14 protein-coding genes and 2 tRNA genes are annotated in these 21,355 nt (G+C 44.1%); 4 read left to right on the forward strand and 12 right to left on the reverse strand.

Features of this window, described 5'->3' with window-relative positions:
* Window positions 1-5: 5 nt before the first annotated feature.
* The 7 genes from rplM to BLW31_RS01555 form a co-directional block, all read right to left on the reverse strand.
* Entirely contained in the window at window positions 6-467 is a 462-nt protein-coding gene (gene rplM / locus BLW31_RS01525; RefSeq protein ID WP_008760800.1) for a 50S ribosomal protein L13, read from the reverse strand.
* Window positions 468-773: 306 nt separating this feature from the next.
* Window positions 774-1,265, reverse strand: coding sequence for a DUF4488 domain-containing protein (locus BLW31_RS01530; protein WP_010536507.1), 492 nt, complete (start codon window positions 1,263-1,265; stop codon window positions 774-776).
* Window positions 1,266-1,404: 139 nt separating this feature from the next.
* A complete protein-coding gene (asnS, locus tag BLW31_RS01535; protein WP_010536506.1) occupies window positions 1,405-2,808 on the reverse strand; it encodes an asparagine--tRNA ligase in 1,404 nt (467 codons plus the stop codon).
* Window positions 2,809-2,835: 27 nt separating this feature from the next.
* Complete coding sequence (locus BLW31_RS01540; protein WP_010536505.1) at window positions 2,836-4,326, reverse strand: pseudouridine synthase; 1,491 nt, start codon at window positions 4,324-4,326, stop codon at window positions 2,836-2,838.
* Between the two features lie 74 nt (window positions 4,327-4,400).
* Window positions 4,401-5,747, reverse strand: a complete 1,347-nt coding sequence (gene purB, locus BLW31_RS01545) for an adenylosuccinate lyase (RefSeq protein WP_010536504.1) — start codon at window positions 5,745-5,747, stop codon at window positions 4,401-4,403.
* 140 nt (window positions 5,748-5,887) lie between these two features.
* Window positions 5,888-5,962 (reverse strand) — tRNA-Val (locus BLW31_RS01550).
* 29 nt (window positions 5,963-5,991) lie between these two features.
* Window positions 5,992-6,069, reverse strand: a tRNA-Val gene (locus BLW31_RS01555).
* Between the two features lie 229 nt (window positions 6,070-6,298).
* Between BLW31_RS01555 and BLW31_RS01560 the strand changes: the two genes are divergently transcribed.
* The gene (locus BLW31_RS01560) at window positions 6,299-8,608 is read left to right on the forward strand and encodes a carboxypeptidase-like regulatory domain-containing protein (protein ID WP_029425273.1); all 2,310 of its coding nucleotides are present in this window, start codon (window positions 6,299-6,301) and stop codon (window positions 8,606-8,608) included.
* Window positions 8,609-8,617: 9 nt separating this feature from the next.
* Here the strand turns inward: BLW31_RS01560 and BLW31_RS01565 are convergent, their stop codons facing one another.
* Window positions 8,618-9,169, reverse strand: coding sequence for a sugar O-acetyltransferase (locus BLW31_RS01565; RefSeq protein ID WP_010536502.1), 552 nt, complete (start codon window positions 9,167-9,169; stop codon window positions 8,618-8,620).
* Between the two features lie 5 nt (window positions 9,170-9,174).
* Window positions 9,175-9,948, reverse strand: a complete 774-nt coding sequence (gene yaaA, locus BLW31_RS01570; RefSeq protein ID WP_010536501.1) for a peroxide stress protein YaaA — start codon at window positions 9,946-9,948, stop codon at window positions 9,175-9,177.
* A gap of 146 nt (window positions 9,949-10,094) precedes the next feature.
* Between yaaA and BLW31_RS01575 the strand changes: the two genes are divergently transcribed.
* Together BLW31_RS01575 and BLW31_RS24285 are read left to right on the forward strand one after the other, a co-directional pair.
* The gene (locus BLW31_RS01575) at window positions 10,095-12,080 is read left to right on the forward strand and encodes a beta-N-acetylhexosaminidase (RefSeq protein ID WP_010536500.1); all 1,986 of its coding nucleotides are present in this window, start codon (window positions 10,095-10,097) and stop codon (window positions 12,078-12,080) included.
* 457 nt (window positions 12,081-12,537) lie between these two features.
* Complete coding sequence (locus BLW31_RS24285) at window positions 12,538-12,684, forward strand: hypothetical protein (protein ID WP_157998586.1); 147 nt, start codon at window positions 12,538-12,540, stop codon at window positions 12,682-12,684.
* 75 nt (window positions 12,685-12,759) lie between these two features.
* On the opposite strand, the gene carB is transcribed toward BLW31_RS24285, so the two are convergent.
* A complete protein-coding gene (carB, locus tag BLW31_RS01580; RefSeq protein WP_010536499.1) occupies window positions 12,760-15,981 on the reverse strand; it encodes a carbamoyl-phosphate synthase (glutamine-hydrolyzing) large subunit in 3,222 nt (1,073 codons plus the stop codon).
* A gap of 380 nt (window positions 15,982-16,361) precedes the next feature.
* Here carB and trpS point away from each other — a divergent pair, with 380 nt between their 5' ends.
* Window positions 16,362-17,462, forward strand: coding sequence for a tryptophan--tRNA ligase (trpS, locus tag BLW31_RS01595; protein ID WP_010536498.1), 1,101 nt, complete (start codon window positions 16,362-16,364; stop codon window positions 17,460-17,462).
* 127 nt (window positions 17,463-17,589) lie between these two features.
* Here trpS and BLW31_RS01600 read toward each other — a convergent pair whose 3' ends face one another.
* Both BLW31_RS01600 and BLW31_RS01605 read right to left on the reverse strand, forming a co-directional pair.
* Window positions 17,590-19,893: a DUF2339 domain-containing protein gene (locus BLW31_RS01600; RefSeq protein ID WP_010536497.1), complete on the reverse strand. Its 2,304-nt coding sequence runs from the start codon at window positions 19,891-19,893 to the stop codon at window positions 17,590-17,592.
* A gap of 275 nt (window positions 19,894-20,168) precedes the next feature.
* Window positions 20,169-21,353 carry an OmpA family protein gene (locus tag BLW31_RS01605; protein WP_022301206.1) on the reverse strand — a complete coding sequence of 395 codons (1,185 nt, stop codon included), beginning with the start codon at window positions 21,351-21,353 and terminating at the stop codon, window positions 20,169-20,171.
* Between the last annotated feature and the right edge of the window lie 2 nt (window positions 21,354-21,355).

Below are 21,355 nucleotides of genomic sequence, written 5' to 3' on the forward strand. Positions count from 1 at the left end.
ATATCTTATTTATATGAATTAATATCAATCATTTTCGGGCTCTGAGCTTCGTGTTTGTGTTCGCTACCAGCGTAAACATACAAGTTACCCAGCAATTTAGCTCCCAGAATATTCTTGGGCAGCATGCCTTTCACTACTTTTTTCAGTAATCTCTCTTCACCGTTCGGTTTAGTGATCAAACGGGCAGGAGTCATTTCTCTCTGACCACCAGGATAACCTGTGTATGACAAATAAACTCTGTCATTCCATTTGTTACCAGTCAGTTTTACTTTGTCTGCATTGATGATGATAACGTTATCACCGCAGTCTACGTGAGGAGTAAAGTTCGGTTTGTACTTTCCTCTCAGCAATTTTGCAACTTTTGCTCCCAGACGACCTAGTGTTTGGTCTGTAGCGTCAACGATAACCCATTCTTTGGTTACAGTCGCTTTGTTTGCAGAAATGGTCTTGTAACTTAAAGTATCCACTCTTAAATTTGTTTTTTAAATGTTACTACTAAAAATTTTCTTCACCACATATTAACCTCCCCGGACAAAGGAGGACTAACTTGCTATGAATTAATCTCTTATCATTTTGTGATAATAATCGGCTTGCAAAAGTACGGCTTTTCTTTGAATTGGCAAACTATTTCTAGCTTTTTTTGGATTTATCGGGTTGAATGACAAGGGGAACTTACTATATTTACAGATAAGGTGAAGAAAATAAAAAGACCTCCTCCGGATTTATACCGGGGAGGTCAAAAAAACAACAAAGAATCTATATTGCAATCTCATTTATCGCACAATATCTTCCGGGAACTTAGCCGGCATTTCCACCCGTTTCCAGGTTTCATAATACCAGGCATTCAACTCATTTCCGTTCAAATCGTTCTTGATGAAGTATTTCAAATGCAGGTAATCATTATCTTTAATCTCAAATTCCAGAATATTGTCCTGATTATCGAGCATCGGAAGGTGGATGTTCTTCTCGATACTCTCCTTATAAGAATCATCAGTCAACTGTTTATAGGTACCATATCCGGTAATAATCGCGTCAGAACCGGGAATAATGGTAAAATTCACGATTCTGCCGTCATCACTCAATACCTTAAATGTATTACTGGGTTTCAACGATCCCGGAACATCGGGAGATTCTGATACATAATGGCACAACTGCCAAATCCCTTTCAAATCGGCCGGTTTAAACTTAGTTTTCTTCTGGGCCATCGCACCTGTTACCGCTAACAACATAATTGAAAGCATGGTAAAGAAATAGAGCTTTTTCATGACAATATGATTTTAGTTAACACTCTTGAATGCGCATGTCCAAATATAAAGATTTATTTTGAGAAAATAACAATCAAAGGCATAAAAAAACTCGCACAATCGAAAGATTATGCGAGTTTTACATAAATATACCGAAATATTAGAATTCAGCATTTCTCGGTGTACGCGGGAACGGTATCACGTCACGGATATTTGACATACCTGTTACAAACAGCAACAGACGCTCAAAACCGAGTCCAAAACCGGAGTGAGGACAAGTACCGAACTTACGTGTATCCAGATACCACCACATATCCTTCATCGGGATATGCATCTCTTCAATACGAGTCATCAATTTGTTATAGTCCGCTTCACGTTCAGAACCACCAATGATTTCACCGATTTTCGGGAAAAGAACATCCATTGCGCGCACCGTCTTCCCATCCTCATTCTGCTTCATATAGAAGGCCTTGATCTCCTTCGGATAATCAGTCAGAATCACCGGACGTTTAAAGTGCTCTTCCACCAGATAACGTTCGTGTTCGGAAGCCAAGTCTACTCCCCAGTAAACCGGAAACTCAAACTTGTGTCCTTTAGCAACAGCATCTTCCAGAATCTTGATACCCTCTGTATAAGGCAGACGAACGAAATCATCCTTCAACACACCTTGCAGACGTTCAATCAAGCCCTTGTCGAACATATCGTTCAGGAACTTCACATCATCCGCACAGTTATCCAACGCCCATTTCACACAATATTTAATGAACTCTTCTGCCAAGTCCATATTGTCAGCAATGTCGTTGAAAGCCACTTCCGGCTCAATCATCCAGAACTCTGCCAAGTGGCGGGGAGTATTGGAGTTTTCAGCACGGAATGTAGGACCGAATGTATAGATAGCACCCATCGCCGTAGCAGCCAATTCACCTTCCAGTTGGCCGGATACAGTCAGACTTGTCTGCTTGCCGAAGAAGTCGTCATCATAAGAGATAGAACCTCTTTCGTCTTTCTTCAAGTCATACAGACTCATGGTAGTTACCTGGAACATCTGTCCGGCACCTTCACAGTCAGACCCTGTGATAATCGGTGTATGGAAATAGAAAAATCCCTTTTCATGGAAAAACTTGTGAATAGCAATCGCCATGTTGTGACGAATGCGGAACACTGCACCAAAGGTATTGGTACGCGGACGCAAGTGAGCGATCTCGCGCAAGAATTCCATGGAGTGACCTTTTTTCTGCAATGGATATGTATTGTCGCAAGTACCCAGCACTTCGATTTCTTTAGCCTGCACTTCCGCTTTCTGACCGGAACCTACCGATTCCACCATTACCCCGTTCACGCTTATACAAGCTCCGGTAGTAATCAGTTTCAGCATCTCTTCATCGAAATTAGCCAGATCCACTACGATCTGCACATTATTTATTGTAGAACCGTCATTCAGTGCGATAAAGTTAACTTGTTTGCTACCTCTACGGGTGCGAACCCATCCTTTCACATTGACCATAGCGCCAAAGTCTTCGCGCTTCAACAGATCAACAATTTTTGTTCTACCAATCTTTTCCATAAAACTTTTTTAATACAATATTATATATTACTCAAACGAACCCATGCGGAGGTAGTTTACTTCTGCTTCCGACAGATAACGCCAGTCTCCGCGGCGCAGACCTTTCTTGGTCAATCCGGCAAAGAATACACGGTCGAGTTTTACTACTTTATATCCCAGTGATTCGAAAATACGGCGAACGATACGGTTCTTGCCGGAGTGAATTTCGATACCTACCTGGTCTTTCTTGAAATCATCTGTGTAGCTGATAGCATCTGCATGGATTTCACCATCTTCCAACTGTACACCAGCTGCAATCTGATCCATATCCGCTTTTGTCAGGTTCTTATCCAGATGAACATGATAAATTTTCTTCTTCAAGAATTTCGGGTGTGTCAGCTTTGAAGCCAAGTCACCGTCATTGGTCAGCAGAAGTACACCAGTCGTGTTGCGGTCAAGACGTCCTACCGGATAAATACGCTCGTTGCAAGCGCCTTTTACCAGGTCCATTACCGTACGGCGTTCCTGCGGATCATCCGATGTAGTAACCGTATCTTTCGGCTTATTCAACAGTACGTATACCTTGCGTTCAATGCTAACCGGTTCATCATGGAACTTCACAACATCCGAACGCTTGATCTTTGTACCCAATTCAGTTACGACTTCACCGTTTACAGAAACCACACCTGCTGTGATAAACTCATCAGCCTCGCGACGTGAGCAAACACCGGCATTAGCCAGGAACTTATTCAGACGAATCGGTTCATTCGGGTCAACAAACTGTTCCTTGTACTCAATCTGTTTCTTGATGCTATATTTAGCATTCGGATCATAGTCACTGGTACGCGGACGCGGACGATAGCCCCCCTGCGAACGGTCATTGTTAAATCTCGGACGATAGCCGCCAGCATTGTTATTACGATAACCGCCACCTTCGCCACTATTGAAGCGAGGACGATACGGACGATCACCACCATCGCGGTTGTAAGGACGCTGAGGACGGTCACCACCTTCACCACTATTGAAACGGGGACGGTACGGACGGTCGCCATAAGAACGTTGTTCGCCGCCTTCACGATTGTAAGGACGCTGCGGACGATCGCTTCCTTCGCCATTCGGGTTAAATCTCGGACGGTACGGACGGTCACCACCTTCACGGTTGTAAGAAGGACGTTGAGGACGATCATAAGAACGCTCTCCACCTTCGCGGTTGTAAGGACGTTGCGGACGTTCGCCTCCTTCATTATTGCTATTGAAGCGAGGGCGATACGGACGGTCTCCACCTTCACGATTATAAGAAGGACGTTGCGGACGATCGCCATAAGAGCGGTCACCATAAGAACGCTGCGGGCGTTCTCCACCTTCATTGTTGGTATTAAATCGCGGGCGATACGGACGATCCCCACCTTCACGGTTGTAAGAAGGACGATACGGACGTTCTCCACCTTCTCTGTTGTAAGACTTGTTACCATCACGGCCGGCACCTGTATTCTCCTCATTGAAAGAATTTTCGCGCCATTCTTCGTTTTCTGTGCTCATTTTTTTATTCGAATAAAATTAGACTTTGGCCTCACGGCCTATTTAAAAAACACGTTTATTGTATAAGTAAACAATTAAAGTCCCGTATAAGTATGCGGAGTAATTGCTCTTAACTCTTTTTTAATATCTTCGCTTACATTCAAGCCTTCGATAAACTCTTTAATAGAACTTTCTGTAATAGCCTGGTTTGTCCGGGTCAAAGCTTTCAAAGCTTCATACGGATGCGGGTAAGCCTCGCGGCGTAAAATAGTCTGGATAGCCTCAGCCACTACGCTCCAGCAATTATCCAGGTCACGGTAAATAGCCGGTTCGTTCAGCAGCAACTTGCGAAGTCCTTTCAGTGAACTCTGAATGGCAATCACGATATGCCCGAAAGGCACACCGACATTACGGAGTACTGTAGAATCTGTCAGGTCACGCTGCAAGCGGGAAACAGGAAGCTTCACAGCCAAGTGCTCCAGAATAGATGTCGCGATACCCAGATTACCTTCCGCATTTTCAAAGTCAATCGGATTTACCTTGTGCGGCATTGCGCTTGATCCGACTTCTCCGGCCTTGATTTTCTGTTTGAAGTATTCCATAGAAATATACTGCCAGAAGTCACGGTTCATATCTACCATCACGGTATTGATACGTTTCATCGCGTCAAAGATAGCAGATAAGTTATCGTAGTTCGAAATCTGAGTGGTATATTCTTCGCGTTCCAGTCCCAGTTTCTCTGCAACAAAACGATTGCCGAATTGTTTCCAGTCATATTGAGGATATGCAACATGATGAGCATTGTAATTACCGGTAGCCCCACCAAATTTAGCAGTGATCGGACATGCCTTCAGCATAGCCAGCTGGCGTTCCAGACGGTAAACGAATACCATCACCTCTTTACCCAGGCGAGTCGGAGAAGCCGGCTGTCCATGAGTTTTAGCAAGCATCGGGATGTCAGCCCACTCCGTTGCATAAGTTTTCAACTGTGCAATCAGTTCCTCAATCAACGGATAATAAACTTTATCCAACGCTTCTTTGATAGAAAGAGGCACAGACGTATTGTTAATATCCTGAGAAGTCAGTCCGAAGTGAATGAATTCTTTATAGTCATCCATTCCACCCAGCTTGTCAAATTCTTCTTTCAGGAAATATTCTACAGCTTTTACATCATGGTTGGTTACACTCTCGATATCTTTAATGCGTTGCGCATCTGCTTCCGAAAAATTACGGTAGATATTCCGTAAAGTTTCAAACACGCTGCTATCGATTCCTTTCAACTGCGGCAAAGGAAGTTCACACAAGGTGATAAAGTATTCCACCTCTACCTGTACACGGTATTTAATCAGTGCAAATTCAGAGAAATAAGCCGCCAAAGCTTTAGTTTTGCCTCTATATCGACCATCAATCGGAGATATGGCCGTTAATACATCAAGTTCCATACGTTTTCTTAGATAATTATCAGACTGCAAAATTAACTCTTTTTCCTGAGTTATAAGCCAAAAGGACAAAGAAAGTTTGTATAAAAGCGGTAAGAAATAAAAAAAGCCTCACGAACCTCTTCGCAAGACTTCCATTTCTGTGGGCGCTGAGGGATTCGAACCCCCGACCCTCTGGGTGTAAACCAGATGCTCTGAACCAGCTGAGCTAAGCGCCCTTTTGTTGGCGGAAGTGTTTCGGTTTTTATGGTGGGCGCTGAGGGATTCGAACCCCCGACCCTCTGGGTGTAAACCAGATGCTCTGAACCAGCTGAGCTAAGCGCCCGTACACTTCCGTTTCAAAAGCGATGCAAAGGTACGGCTTTTTTCGAAACCTCCAAACATTTCATGTATTATTTTTCAAGAAAGTTTTTATCACAATCAGAAATTATCTGATTATCAGCAAATAATGAAAAAAGTTTTTTTTCATGCAACTTTCACTTCTCCAGGTCCGTCTAATAAACACAACAAGATAAAGACAGTCGCGACTCTTTCTCTGCCATTAATAATAAGATATGAAACGAATCACTACAACCGCAGCATTTCTATGTCTGTGTATGTTGCTTATTGCACAAGACTTACAGTTAAGAGGAAGAATCGTATCCGGCAAAGAGCCGGTAGAATTTGCCAATGTCATTTTACAGACAAAAGATTCTATTTTCATCTCCGGAGGCATTACCGACCAACGGGGACGATTCAACATGAACAACTTACAAAAAGGAAATTATCAATTACGGATATCCGGGCTAGGCTATCAAACACAACAAATCAACCTGAATGATTTTACAGCCACACTCGACTTGGGGTCGATCTCCATTGATTCGGCAGCCATCGCACTGGAAGAAGTGACCATTACCGCCAATCCTGTTATCAACCAGCCCGACCGGAAGATCATTCTTCCCAGTGCCCGTCAGCTAAAAACTTCAACGAACGGGCTTAGCCTGTTACAACGTTTACAACTCAGCCGCATACAAGTCGACCTCATCCGGCAAACGATTACTTCTTCCAATCAGGGAGACGTACAGCTACGTATCAACGGAGCGAAAGTGGAGATACAGGAGATACTGGCTTTGCAGCCGGAAGATGTGATCCGCATCGAATACCATGACGAACCGGGTTTACGGTATGGAGATAACGCAGCGGCTGTCATAGACTATATCGTCCGCCGTCATCAGACAGGTGGCTACGTAGGATTTGACACAAGTACATCAGTCAACACACTTTTGGGAAACAACAATGCAACAGCCAAAATCAACCATAAAAATTCCGAATGGGGAATCAATTACCATGAAGGTTATCGCTCATTCAAGAACTACTGGCGGGAGAATTCCGAAACGTTTCATTTCTCGGACAAGCCTTCTTTTACAAGACTGGAAGACGGTGTCCCTGACAAAATGAAAATGCGCTGGGATTATCTGACAATGAATTACAGCTACCAGGAAGCCGAAAAGTGGTTCGTCAGTGTAGCCCTTCGGGGAAGTTTCCGTTATAACAAACTGAACACCCAAAGCACATTATACCCCATCGACAATCCGGATAATAGTGTAGCCATGAAAGACCACACGGCCTCAGACAGCAAATCTCCCTCCATCGATATTTATCTGCAACGTAACCTCAAAAACAACCAGGCCATCATCCTGAACACGGTAGGCACTTATATACATACTTATGACGACCGCACCTACGAAGAAAAGAAGCATTCCATCCTTGCTACCGATATCTATTCGGCTATCCGCGGAAAGAAATACTCATTTATCGGCGAAGGCATCTACGAAAAGAAATTCACCAACAGCAAGCTCAGTGCAGGTATCCGCCACCAGCAATCACTGACGGAGAACAAGTACGCCGGCACTTCTTCGGCGGAAACGCGGATGCAGGAAGCACACACTTCCACTTATATAGAATACAGCAGCAAAATAAAAAGGTTTAATTATTCCGTCGGGGTACAGGGCAGCCGCTCATGGTTCAACCAGGAAGGTGAAGGATATCAGAAATATTCAGTCTTACCCCGTATACGGCTTACCTACAATTTCTCGGACCAAGCTTTTATCCGCTACCAGGGACAGATTTCCAGAAGCACCCCCGCCCTCTCCGACCTGAGCAACGTAGAGCAACTGATTGACTCCTTACAAATACGCCGGGGAAATCCGACCCTGAAAATGTCAACGGTCTACAACAATACGCTGAACGTAGACTTCCGTAAAGGACTATTCAGTAGCAGCCTTTATCTCCTGTATCAGTATCAGCACAAGCCCAATATGGAAGAAACATTCAGAGAAGGCGAACTTTTTGTGCGCACCACCGCCAACCAGCGGAGCTGGCAAAAGCTCAATCCGGAAGTAGAAATCAAGGTAGGCCCTATAAAAGATATCTTAAGTTTGTCCATATCGACAGGTATCAACTATTTCGACAGCCGCGGACACAACTATCATCACACTTATACCAACTGGTACTATTGTGCCAGCGCAACGGCAGCCTATAAAAAATGGAGCGCGTATTTCGAGATACGGAACCACCGAAATGATTTTTACGGAGAGACTCTGAGTTACGGAGAGAACTACCATCTTTTAAGCGTCAGCTACCGCTACAAGCAGCTGAATGTAGGAGTCATGTCTCTCAACCCTTTCGGCAGTAACTACAGAATAGGGAGTGAGAACTTCAGTCCGTTAGCTCCTTCCAAAAACTGGATGTACATCAAAGAAAGTTCCAGAGTATTCGCTCTCACACTTTCGTGGAATTTCAATTTCGGACGCAAATACGAGTCCGCCGAAAGACGCCTTCATAACGAAGACAACAATGCGGGAACACTCAAATCCGGGAAATAAATTTCCCGGTTAAACCTGTTTACGGACCACACGGGCCGGATTCCCGACTGCGACACTGTCGTCGGGAATATCTTTCGTTACGACACTTCCCGCTCCTATCACACATCGGTTGCCAATCGTCACACCGGGACAGATGATTGCTCCGCCACCAATCCAGCAATCTTCACCGACCGTAACCGGATAGGCATATTCTTTCGAACCGCGACGTTCCAGATAATTCATCGGATGATGCGGCGTATAAATCTGCACGCAAGGCCCTACCAGCGTATGAGCACCGATTGTAATATATCCTCCATCCAAAAAAGTACAATTGGCATTGACAAATACATGTTCGCCCAACCTGATCCCGTCTCCGTGGTCGCAATGGAAAGGAGGGCAGATCACCGAAGTTTCAGGAATACCCGGCACCAACTCTTCCAACAATTCCCTGTAACCGTCATCATACGTGCTCAATCCACGCATAACAGCCAGCAACTTCTTTGCATGTTCAAAACGTTCCTGCAACTCCGGTGCAGACATATCAGCCAACTGGCTGCTACGCATCTTCTCGACTTCTGTCATATTCCTTATTCCCCCTTACCATTCGTAAATACAAATTTTCTTTCATCCGAAAGGGATTCGTCAAACTCGAACCCTTCCCACGAGAATCCCTTCAGGTCATCCGGATTCCCGACCTTATTCTTCAAGATAAAACGTGTCATTTCGCCACGAGACATTTTGGTATAGACCACAATCGTAGCCAGTTTTCCATTCTTCCAGACATGAAATTCGGGAGTTACCACACGCACCTCCTTCTCCACCCGTTTCCAGTCAAACAGGCTTTTCATCTCATCGCTGGCAAGGTTACACAAGATTCCTCCTGCCTGCCGGATATCCTGTATAAACACATCCGTCAAACGCGACTGCCAGTAAGAAAACATTGTCTGATTCCCTAATTCCGGCAATAAGACATCTCCCTCCAGACGATAAGGACGAATTACATCCAAAGGACGCAACAGCCCATAACAGAACGAAGTCAGCCGCAAGTGTTCCTGCGCATATTCAAAGTCCTCCACAGAGAAATCTTTCGGATTGAGGCGCTTGAATACGATTCCGGTATAAGCCAGCAAAGCCGGTAATTCCGGAGTAGCTTCCGCATGAAAAGCTTGGTAACGCTTATAATTCTCCACAGCAATCTTAGCGTTGACACGCAGTAAACGTTCCAATTCGTCAACAGAAAACTGAGACATCTGCAACGCTATTTCCGCCGCTTCCTTCTGAAAGCGGGGGCTCGTAGTCAAAGGAACTTTCACCTTCGACACCGCACTCATCGTCTTGGCGCAAGATAGAAGTACTAACATTCTTAATCGGTTTTTATCATTTTGGAAATCACAAAAATAAAAAATAAATAGCTTTACTTGTTGACAGATATCCAAATTATGCCTACTTTCAGCCAATAATTAACTATAATCATTTATTAATTAACAAAAACACAAAAATCCCCCTTATGAGAAACAAGTTTGTATCGCTGAAAGCTTTGGCCTTATTGGTCATCTTTTGTCTGACGGGTAGTTTATCCCGTGCCGCTGTCAACCCGAAACCGTTCGTTATTCCCGAACTCAAACAATGGACGGGAAAAGACGGCAACTTTATTCCGGGAAAAGATGCCCGGATTGTCTGTACCTCCCAAAATCCCGAATTACTGCGAATAGCCAAGATGTTTGCCGACGATTATCGGCAGATGTTCGGGCAGACATTAAGCGTAGTACAAGGCAAGGCTGCCTCCGGTGATTTTGTCTTAGCATTATCGACAGACAAGAAATTAGGCGAAGAAGGTTATGCCATTAAGATAACCGACCGCGTAGCTGCCTCCGCCCCTACCACAACCGGCCTTTACTGGAGCACACGCACCCTCCTGCAACTGGCGGAGCAGAATCAGGAACGTTCACTCCCGCAAGGAGTAATCCGAGATTATCCCGACTATCCGCTTCGCGGCTTCATGATAGACTGCGGTCGTAAGTTCATACCGATGTCTTATCTGCAAGACCTGGTAAAAATCATGGCTTACTACAAAATGAATACGCTGCAAGTTCATCTGAACGATAACGGATTCAAGCAATATTTCGAGCACAACTGGGATAAGACGTATGCTGCTTTCCGTCTGGAGTCGGATACTTATCCGGGATTGGCTGCCCGTGACGGCTCTTATTCCAAGAAAGAGTTCATCGACTTCCAGAAACAGGCTGCATCCAACTTCGTGGAAATCATTCCGGAGATTGATGTTCCTGCCCATTCACTGGCACTTACTCATTACAAACCGGAAATCGGCAGCAAAGAGTATGGAATGGATCATCTCGACTTATTCAAGCCGGAAACGTATGAATTTGTAGATGCTCTGTTCAAAGAATATCTGGAAGGCGACAATCCGGTGTTTGTTGGCAAACGGGTACATATCGGTACAGACGAATACTCAAATGCAAAGAAAGACGTGGTAGAAAAATTCCGGGCTTTCACCGATCATTACATTCGTTTTGTCGAAGGTTTTGGCAAGCAAGCAGTGGTATGGGGCGCTCTCAGCCATGCCAAAGGTGATACCCCTGTCAAATCAGAAGACGTCATCATGAATGCCTGGTACAACGGGTATGCCGACCCGGCAACCATGATAAAAGACGGATACAAGTTAATCTGTATTCCGGACGGAATGGTCTATATCGTTCCGGTAGCCGGATATTATCAGGACTACCTCAACGAACCATACTTATATAAGGAATGGACTCCAGCCCATATCGGAAAATCGGTATTTGAAGAAAAGCACCCTTCCATTCTCGGTGGTATGTTTGCTATCTGGAACGACCATGCCGGCAACGGAATTTCAGTAAAAGACATCCATCACCGTATATTCTCACCTTTGCAGACTCTGTCCGTAAAAATGTGGACAGGTGCCCAAACGGGTATTCCTTATGAAACATTTAATGAGAAACGAGCGCTCCTCAGCGAAGCACCCGGAGTCAATCAGCTGGCGAGAATCGGCACAAAGCCGGGATTAGTATACGAACGTTCCACGGTTGCCCCCGGCAGCACTTCCGATTATCCGGAAATCGGTTATAACTACACTGTGAGCTTCGACATCACCGGAGCAGAAGAGAACAAAGGAACCGAATTATTCCGTTCTCCTAATGCTGTATTCTACCTGTCCGACCCCATCCGGGGAATGATGGGATTTGCCCGCGACGGTTACCTGAATACCTTCCCCTACAAAGTGAATCCGGGAGAAAAAGCAACTATTCAGATAGAAGGAAACAACCGAAGCACTACGCTGAGGGTCAACGGAAAGGTGGTTGAAGAAATGAATACGCAGAAACTCTACTTTAACGCAGGGAAAGATTCGATGAGTTATGTACGTACACTAGTCTTCCCGCTGGAAAAGGCTGGAAACTTCAACAGTAAGGTACAGAATCTGAAAGTCTACAATTATTGCGTGAGTAAGCCATAAAATACAGGTACCATTCACTATCAGTTATTTCACTTAGGATGTAAGAGAGCAATTAATAGTCTTAGAACCCTCTACCTGAGAGTTTAACATTCTCTCCATTTGGAACCGCAGTTTCCACAGCTTGGAACTCTAGTTTCATCGGTGTGAAACTGTAGTTCCAAAGGTTTGAAACCAAAAGTTTCGAGCGTATGAAACTAAAGTTTCAAGTAATGGGAACTCTAGTTTCAAGTAATGGAAACTGTGGTTTCAAGCGATGGAAACCCGTTTGAAACACCTGGCGATAAGTCAGAACAAAGCATTTATCAGGCAATAACAGAGGAGGTATCAGCCATTAATACCTGAATTCTCAATTATTAATAGATGAAACGACAATCATTAACAGTTGACAGATCAGATGTTAACACACTGAATATAAAACCATAACAGAAAGAAAACACGGATTGCGGATAGATAAAAAGTGAGAGCAAACGCTTGCTACCACACTGCTACCACACTTGCTACCATAGCTGTAACTACGATGGATAAAGCGATACAGGCAGAAAGTGAGAGCATGAGAGCAAAACGTATGTTGATTCACAGAGAGAGAAATAAAGAGAGAAAATAAACCAAGCCATACATAAAAAAAGAGACTCCCTCCTTGGTATGCCAAAGAGAGAGTCTCCTTATTATATAAAGCAGTTTATTTATATTCCTGCCAGCTCTTAATCTGAATATCGCTCAGTTTCAGTTCACAGAATGCTTCAATGAAAGCACTTGCCAGACGAGCATTCGTAATCAACGGAATATTATGATCGATAGCGCCACGACGGATACGGTAACCATTCGTCAACTCACGCTTGCTGTGGTTCTTCGGAATGTTAACGATCAAATCGAACTTATGATCAGCGATCATCTTCATCACATTGTTTTCTGCTCCCGGTTTTTCATCCGGCCAGTAAACCGGAGTCGTTTCTACACCATGAGCATTCAGGAATGCAGCGGTTCCGGCAGTAGCGTAAATCTGATATCCTTTGGCAAACAACATGCGGCTTGCATCCAGCAAGTCAACCTTAGACTTCATTGCACCCGAAGAGAACATCACTGCCTTTTCCGGAATCTTGAAGCCTGTAGCGATCATCGCATTCAGCAATGCTTCAGAGAAGTCATCACCGATACAACCGACTTCACCGGTAGAAGACATGTCCACACCCAAAACAGGGTCAGCCTTGTGAAGACGGGAGAAAGAGAACTGAGAGGCTTTTACACCAATCCAGTCGATGTCGAACGCAGTTTTGTCCGGTTGGCTATACGGAGCATCCAGCATGATGCGGGTAGCCGTTTCGATGAAGTTGCGTTTCAGCACCTTAGATACAAACGGGAAGCTACGAGAAGCACGCAGGTTACATTCAATTACCTTCACTTCGTTGTTGCGGGCAAGGAACTGGATGTTGAACGGACCGGAGATATTCAGTTCTTTAGCAATCTGACGGCTGATCTTCTTGATGCGGCGGGCAGTTGCAAAATAAATCTTCTGTGCCGGGAATACCAGAGTAGCGTCACCGGAGTGTACACCGGCAAACTCTACGTGTTCGGAAATAGCGTATTCAACCACTTCACCGTTCTGAGCTACAGCGTCAAACTCTATCTCCTTTGTATTTTCAAGGAACTGAGAAACAACTACCGGATACTCCTTAGATACTTCAGCAGCCATCTTCAAGAAGTTTTCCAGTTCTTCGTCATCGTAGCAAACGTTCATTGCAGCACCCGAGAGTACGTATGAAGGACGAACCAATACCGGATAACCTACTTTTTCTACGAATCCTTTCACTTCTTCGAGGCTGGTAAGTTCCATCCATGCCGGTTGGTCGATACCGAGCTGATCGAGCATTGCAGAGAACTTGTTACGGTTTTCGGCACGGTCGATAGAAACCGGCGAAGTACCCAGTACAGGTACCGACTGGCGATACAGCTTCATAGCCAGGTTGTTCGGAATCTGTCCGCCTACGGATACGATCACACCACGCGGTTGTTCAAGGTCGATCACGTCAAGCACACGTTCGAAAGAAAGTTCGTCGAAGTACAGACGGTCGCACATATCGTAGTCAGTAGAAACTGTTTCAGGGTTGTAGTTGATCATGATAGACTTGTACCCCAGCTTGCGGGCAGTCTGAACCGCATTCACCGAGCACCAGTCAAATTCAACCGAGCTACCGATGCGGTAAGCGCCCGATCCCAGTACTACTACTGATTTTTCATTCTTATAATAGTTTACGTCGTAACCTTCCACTGCATAAGTCATATACAGGTAGTTAGTCAGTTCCGGATGTTCGGAAGCGATAGTATTGATGCGTTTTACAGCCGGAAGAATACCTAAGGCTTTACGGTGAGCACGTACCGCAAGGTTTTCTTTTTCCATGTTTCCGGTCGGATTCAGAACGAAGCGGGCAATCTGGAAGTCAGAGAAACCAAGAACCTTAGCTTCACGCATTACGTCAGCCGGGATATCTTCCACCTTGTTATAGGTAGACAATTTGGCTTTATAGTCTACAATGTTCTTCAGCTTGCCGAGGAACCAGGGATCGATCTTAGTCAGTTCGTGGATACGGTCGATGCTGTATCCTTCTTCCATAGCTTGTGCGATGGAGAAGATACGCAAGTCAGTCGGACGTGAAAGTTCTTTATCGAGGTCGTCGAAGTGTACATCGTCGTTACCTACAAACCCGTGCATACCCTGACCGATCATACGAAGACCTTTCTGAATGATTTCTTCGAAAGAGCGACCGATAGACATGATTTCACCTACCGACTTCATGCTTGAACCGATTTCACGGGATACACCGGCAAACTTCGTCAAGTCCCAGCGAGGGATTTTACAGATATAGTAATCAAGTTGCGGAGCAAGATAAGCAGAGTTCGGAGTTCCCATCTCACCGATCTGGTCGAGTGAGTACCCCAATGCAATCTTAGCGGCCACGAATGCCAGCGGATAACCGGTAGCTTTGGATGCCAGTGCGGAAGAACGGCTCAGACGGGCATTTACTTCAATCACACGATAGTCGTCCGTATCAGAGTTGAACGCATACTGGATGTTACATTCACCTACGATGCCGAGGTGACGGATGCACTTCGTAGACAGTTCCTGCAACAACTTCAGTTCTTTGTCATCCAATGAGCAAGTAGGAGCTACAACGATGGATTCACCGGTATGGATGCCCAGCGGGTCGAAGTTTTCCATGCTGGCCACTGTAAAGCAGTGGTCGTTGGCATCACGAATCACCTCAAACTCGATTTCTTTCCAACCTTTCAGAGATTCTTCTACCAGAATCTGCTTAGAGAAAGCGAAAGAACTTTCAGCCAGTTTCAGGAATTCTTCTTCGTTAGCACAGATACCGCTACCAAGACCTCCCAAGGCATAGGCCGAACGCACCATCACCGGATAACCGATCTTACGGGCAGCAGCGATAGCATCTTCCATGCTTTCTACAGCCTGGCTCACCGGAGTCTTCATCTGAATCTCATCCAGTTTCTTCACGAACAGGTCACGGTCTTCTGTGTACATGATAGCTTCTACCGATGTACCCAGTACTTTCACTCCATACTTATCAAGAACACCTTGTGTGTACAGTTCGGCACCGCAGTTCAATGCAGTCTGTCCGCCGAAAGCCAGCAGGATACCGTCCGGACGTTCTTTCTTGATAATCTCTTCTACGAAATAAGTAGTTACGGGAAGGAAATACACTTTATCGGCAATTCCTTCAGAAGTCTGAATGGTTGCGATGTTCGGGTTTACCAATACTGAGCTGATACCTTCTTCTTTCAAAGCTTTCAGTGCTTGTGAGCCTGAGTAGTCAAATTCTCCGGCTTGTCCGATTTTGAGTGCTCCAGAACCCAAAACGAGAACTTTCTTGATTTCCTTTTCCATTTCTTTTGTTGTTATAATAAGTTTTCTAAGTTTCGTCTATAAAAAAAATGCGTTACCCTCGTAAAAGGATTAACGCATTACCAAAGAACTAAAATATCGTTTTTGGAGAAAAAAGAAGAAGCCTGTTGATTCCGGGTGAAAAACATCCGAATGTAGATAATACTTACTTCTAATTTCTTGTTGATTCATTGTCGATTTCAAAATTTGTGCAAAGTAACGACATATTTCTAAAATTACAAAGAATTTGAAGAAGAATATTCTCTTTTTATACTAAAAGTCGAGAAAAGTAAGCATAAATAACGAAGAGGCTTCATTTTGACGCATCTTTCATTTTTTATCCTTATCTTTGTCGCTAAATCTATTATAATAAGGCTATAACAATGAAAAAAGAGAAAATCATATTGACGGGTGACCGTCCTACCGGAAGACTCCATATCGGACATTATGTAGGTTCGTTGAAACGCAGAGTGGACTTGCAAGATGCAGGTGACTATAGTAAAATGTTTATCTTCATTGCCGATTCACAGGCGTTGACGGACAATATAGACAATCCTGAAAAGGTACGTCAGAATGTGATTGAAGTTGCCCTCGACTATCTGGCATGCGGCATTGATCCGACCAAAGCCACTATCTTCATCCAATCGCAAATACCGGAATTGTGCGAACTTAGCTTCTATTATATGGACCTTGTAAGCGTATCCCGTTTGCAACGCAATCCGACTGTGAAGTCTGAAATTCAGATGCGTAACTTCGAAGCAAGCATCCCTGTAGGCTTTTTCACTTATCCTATCAGCCAGGCTGCGGACATTACTGCTTTCCGTGCCACTACTGTTCCGGTAGGTGAAGACCAGGAACCGATGCTGGAACAGGCGCGCGAAATCGTTCGTCGCTTCAACTATATTTATGGTGAAACGCTGGTAGAACCGGAAATCCTGTTGCCGGACAATGCTGCCTGCCTTCGTCTGCCGGGAACTGACGGAAAGGCTAAAATGAGTAAATCACTCGGAAACTGCATCTATCTGTCCGAAGAACCGGAAGAAATCCAGAAGAAGATCATGAGTATGTACACCGATCCGGGACACCTCCGCGTACAAGATCCGGGTAAGATAGAGGGTAATACCGTATTTACTTATCTGGACGCTTTCTGCCGTCCGGAACATTTCGAACGTTACTTGCCGGATTATCCGAATCTGGAAGAACTGAAAGCTCACTATCAGCGTGGCGGACTGGGCGACGTAAAAGTAAAACGCTTCCTGAACGCTATTATGCAGGAAACATTGGAACCGATCCGCAACCGTCGCAAAGAATTCAGTAAAGATATTCCTGCTATTTACAAAATGTTGCAGGAAGGATGCGAAGTAGCCAGAGCTGCCGCTGCCGAAACATTGGCAGATGTAAAGAAAGCGATGAAGATCAACTACTTCGATGATAAAGAACTGATTGAAGAACAAGTGAAACGCTTTGCCTCTTCGCAGGAATAAACAGAATAAAAAATAGGGTGTACGACACATCCTTTATAAATAAGAAAGCACCCACGCCACAGACAACTGTAACGCGGGTGCTTTCTTATTTGTATTTATATAAAGAGAGTTTTATTGCATGACCGGCTCAATCCGTTTCATCTTCATCATTTTTGAAGAGCACTCCTTTCAGCTTCTGGTAAAGGAAAGAAAGTACCAGCAATATCAAGCCCAAAATGATAAATACTATGATCTTACCGATAGTAGGCATTGCCCATAAGTCCTTCAGAATCAGTTTCAGCAGAACGATTCCAAAAGTTGAAAGACTAATGATACGTAACACTTTCTGGTGCAGACGCATCCCCAATGCCATCTGGACAAATCCCGCAATGCTCAATGAAACGGAGAAACCGGCGTCGAAATCTTCGACTCCCGCCTGCCAGAGGAAAGAACGCACCATCGTCAGCCAAAGGAGAAGTGCCAACACATTCAAATAGACAGTGGAGTGAGTTTTCAGTCCTATAATAGTATAGTATTGACGGGCAACGTAGTATAGGTTAACTATAATAAATGCTGCCGCCAGCCATCGGAGTAAAACAGGAGACAGACTCATGTGTGCCCATTGGTCTCCCCATATATTGATCGCATATATCAAAACATTAATTCCAAGACCTGCCAGATAAGGAATCGTACATTGCTCTATCGGGAAACGCTTCTTGAAAGCATAGCTGAGGATAAGGATGGCAGCGGAAGTGAATACCAGCATCATCCCGCTCCTTGTAGCTCCTGCCAGATGCAAGGAAAACTCTGCCATGAATGTATAATAGAGTATAGCAGCAGATGTAAGAAGCATGACCGGATTCCAAGGAACATATCTCAGGCAGCGGGATTCAGAGAAAAGAGAGCGGTAATGTCCCATCATCAAAGCAAATGCGCCCGCAGCCAAACCGACAAACAGGGAAGTCGCAAAAGAGCTGTTCAGGAAAACTGTATCGGAGGAAGAGGAAGATAGTATCACGGCAGATACATCCATCAGATATGAAATAAGTGTCAGCCCCATCAATACCAAGGTAGCACGTTCATATATCCAGATCTTCGATTTGACATAAAGCCATAACAGCAGTACCATTTCCGCTGCCCAGAATAAGGTTATATAGTTTCCGTCCAGTTGAATAGGTATGGTGATGGAAACAAATGTCAGTACAAGTCCCAACATGGCATAAATAAGGAACTTATAATCTTTCTTACTCATTCGCAGCCAGATAACCAAAACTAAATTGATGATTGCAATGAACAAGCTCAGCAAACCTTCGGACTTAAATGCCAGTTCCATATTTCGCAGGAACAGGATTCCCAATAACAGATAAATGAAGTTATTGGTTATGATAACCAGTAATAATCCCCTGTTCTTCTTTATGGCTTCTATCCGGAGTATCGATAAGATCGGCAACAGGAATATAAAATAGAACAAGGTAGCAAATGCGAACAGATGTACGGAAATGATTGCCGTTCCGGTAGAATAGCCGGTCAGCAGGAATAGTCCCATCACTAGGTAGGTAAAGACAAAGGCTATCACCGGAAGTTCTCCCCATTTCTTATAGATAGAAAGTCCGAACATCCCAAGATTCAATATACTTATATAAGTGAACAGTACCATATAGTTACCATCGCCACTGCTGACGATAAAAGGTGCCAGGAATCCTCCGACCAATGAAATGATGGCCAGTTCGCGCCTGTCGTACAGGACAGACAGAATCGACATGAACAGTGTTATAACTATCAGAATAATAAAGGCGACAGTCTGAGGGAAGAGATGATAAAAATGAAAGGCAATAGCTACCGTAAGATAAAAGACAGCGAAAGCTCCACCCGCAAGCAAGGAACTGAATGTACGGTACTTCTTTTGCAGACGTTCGGCAACAACCAGCAATGCAGAGCCGGTCAGGAAACCGAGTACAGTACGTAATGTCTCGTTAATCCAGTCTTTATCAATGGCATATTTCACAAAGAAGCCAACACCAATTACGAATACAAGAATACCAATCTTGCCAAACAGATTTTCACCGATAAACTTCTCATAGTTAACTTTCTTCTGTTTCCGTACAGACGGTGTGACGACAGGTATTTCAGAAGTTACATTATTCTCTGCCATCATACCCTGAGGAGCTTCAAGCTGTTCTTCTTTCCGCAACAGTTCTTTTTTCAGAACAGGGATTTCATTTGCCGCATGAGGCGGGATACATGTGTCTTCCACGGCTTCAGCCGATACATTTTCCTTCGATTGTACATGATCGGAAGCTATTCTCTCCTGAGCTTTGAGAAAAGCATCCATTCGTTTCTTTATTTCGTCCAGTTCTTTCTCTACCTTCCCAAACTTCTTATCAAACTTTTGTATCAAGACGAAGAACATCAGTGCAGCAAGTAATGCACATACGCCATAAAAATCACCCATAATGTCTTAGATTTGAGTTATGTATTACAAATATACAAAACTTTATTACATAGAATGGATGTTTGTCTGAGAATGATGCTGTAAAAGAGTTAATTTATAAAATCGGCTGATTCATATAATATATTAGAACGATAAAGAAGAAGTTTTATGTATTCAAAAAAGTCTCCTTATTTTCCCGCCTTATCCATAAAATAAGGAAGCAAGAAAATAAGGAGACTATGTTTTATTAAACTAATCCAGCCTATACAAAATATATACCGAGCTAGATGAGCGTATTACTGAGTTGATTCTACCAATACAACACGGTTCAAAATCGGTTGACCGAACTTATCGACACCACCACCTGCTGCAACGGTTAATCTGTCTGCAGAGATGCCGTACTTCTTAACCAACAAGTCTTTAACAGCCTGTGCACGTTCCATACTCAACTTCTGGTTGATAGACGGAGTACCGGTTGCAGAGTCTGCATATCCGTTGATTGTATATGTCATGTTCGGGAATTCTTTCATCTTGCTGGCAAGATAAGATAAGTTCATTTCTTCTTGTGGAGACAACTTGTCTGAACCAATCTTGAAGAATACTGTACGCGGTGCGATGTTAGCATCTGTTACAACAACTTCTTCAGCTTCTTCCACTACAGGTTGCTGTGCATTAGCCAACTGTTGCTGCAACTGCATATTAGCGGCTGCCATAGCATTCATCTGATCACGCATCTGTCTCAATTCCAGTTCAGAGATAATCTGTGGAACAGGGCGTTGGAATCCACGGGTCGGGAAGTAATAAGTTACACCGAGAGTAGCACCTAAAATACCGTCATAATCGGGTTTACCACCATGTTCACCGTCAAACTTACCTTCCAGACCAGTTGCACTCAATTCAAGATTCAAATCAACAGCATTTGACAAACGGAAACGATTGATAATACCTGCATTGAAAGTAGCAGCATTGGTATGAGGTTTGGAATATGAATGAGCCCAGCCGGCACCGATATACGGGATAATTTCATATACGCGATCCGGGTTGTATCCACCGAAAAGCGCATTCAGGTTGATCATCAAATCACCATGCAAGTTCATATAGTCCCATCTCTGCTTGTAAGAGCCATCTTCTCTCGGACCACCGACTACATAATTTGCAGATTCGTTAGTAGTGAATCCTTTAGATTGTAGTCCACTGTATTGCATACGCACTCCAAAACCGGGTGTTACCCATTTACCAACTGATACATTCAATGTGGGGGCAATACGGTCTCTGAATTTTCCGATATGGTCATTATTACCAAATAATACCTGTGCACCACCTCCTACTGAGAAGAACCAGTTACTCCAGAATGGGTTAGTTATTACCTGATATTTATCTTGTACCTGAACAACCTCGTATTCAGTTACAGTCACGGTTTGCTGCGCAGAAGCGGCAGACGCAACGCCGGCAAAAGCCAGCAACATTAGAATCTTTTTCATAT

The organism is Bacteroides faecis MAJ27 (assembly GCF_900106755.1).
Taxonomy (GTDB): domain Bacteria; phylum Bacteroidota; class Bacteroidia; order Bacteroidales; family Bacteroidaceae; genus Bacteroides; species Bacteroides faecis.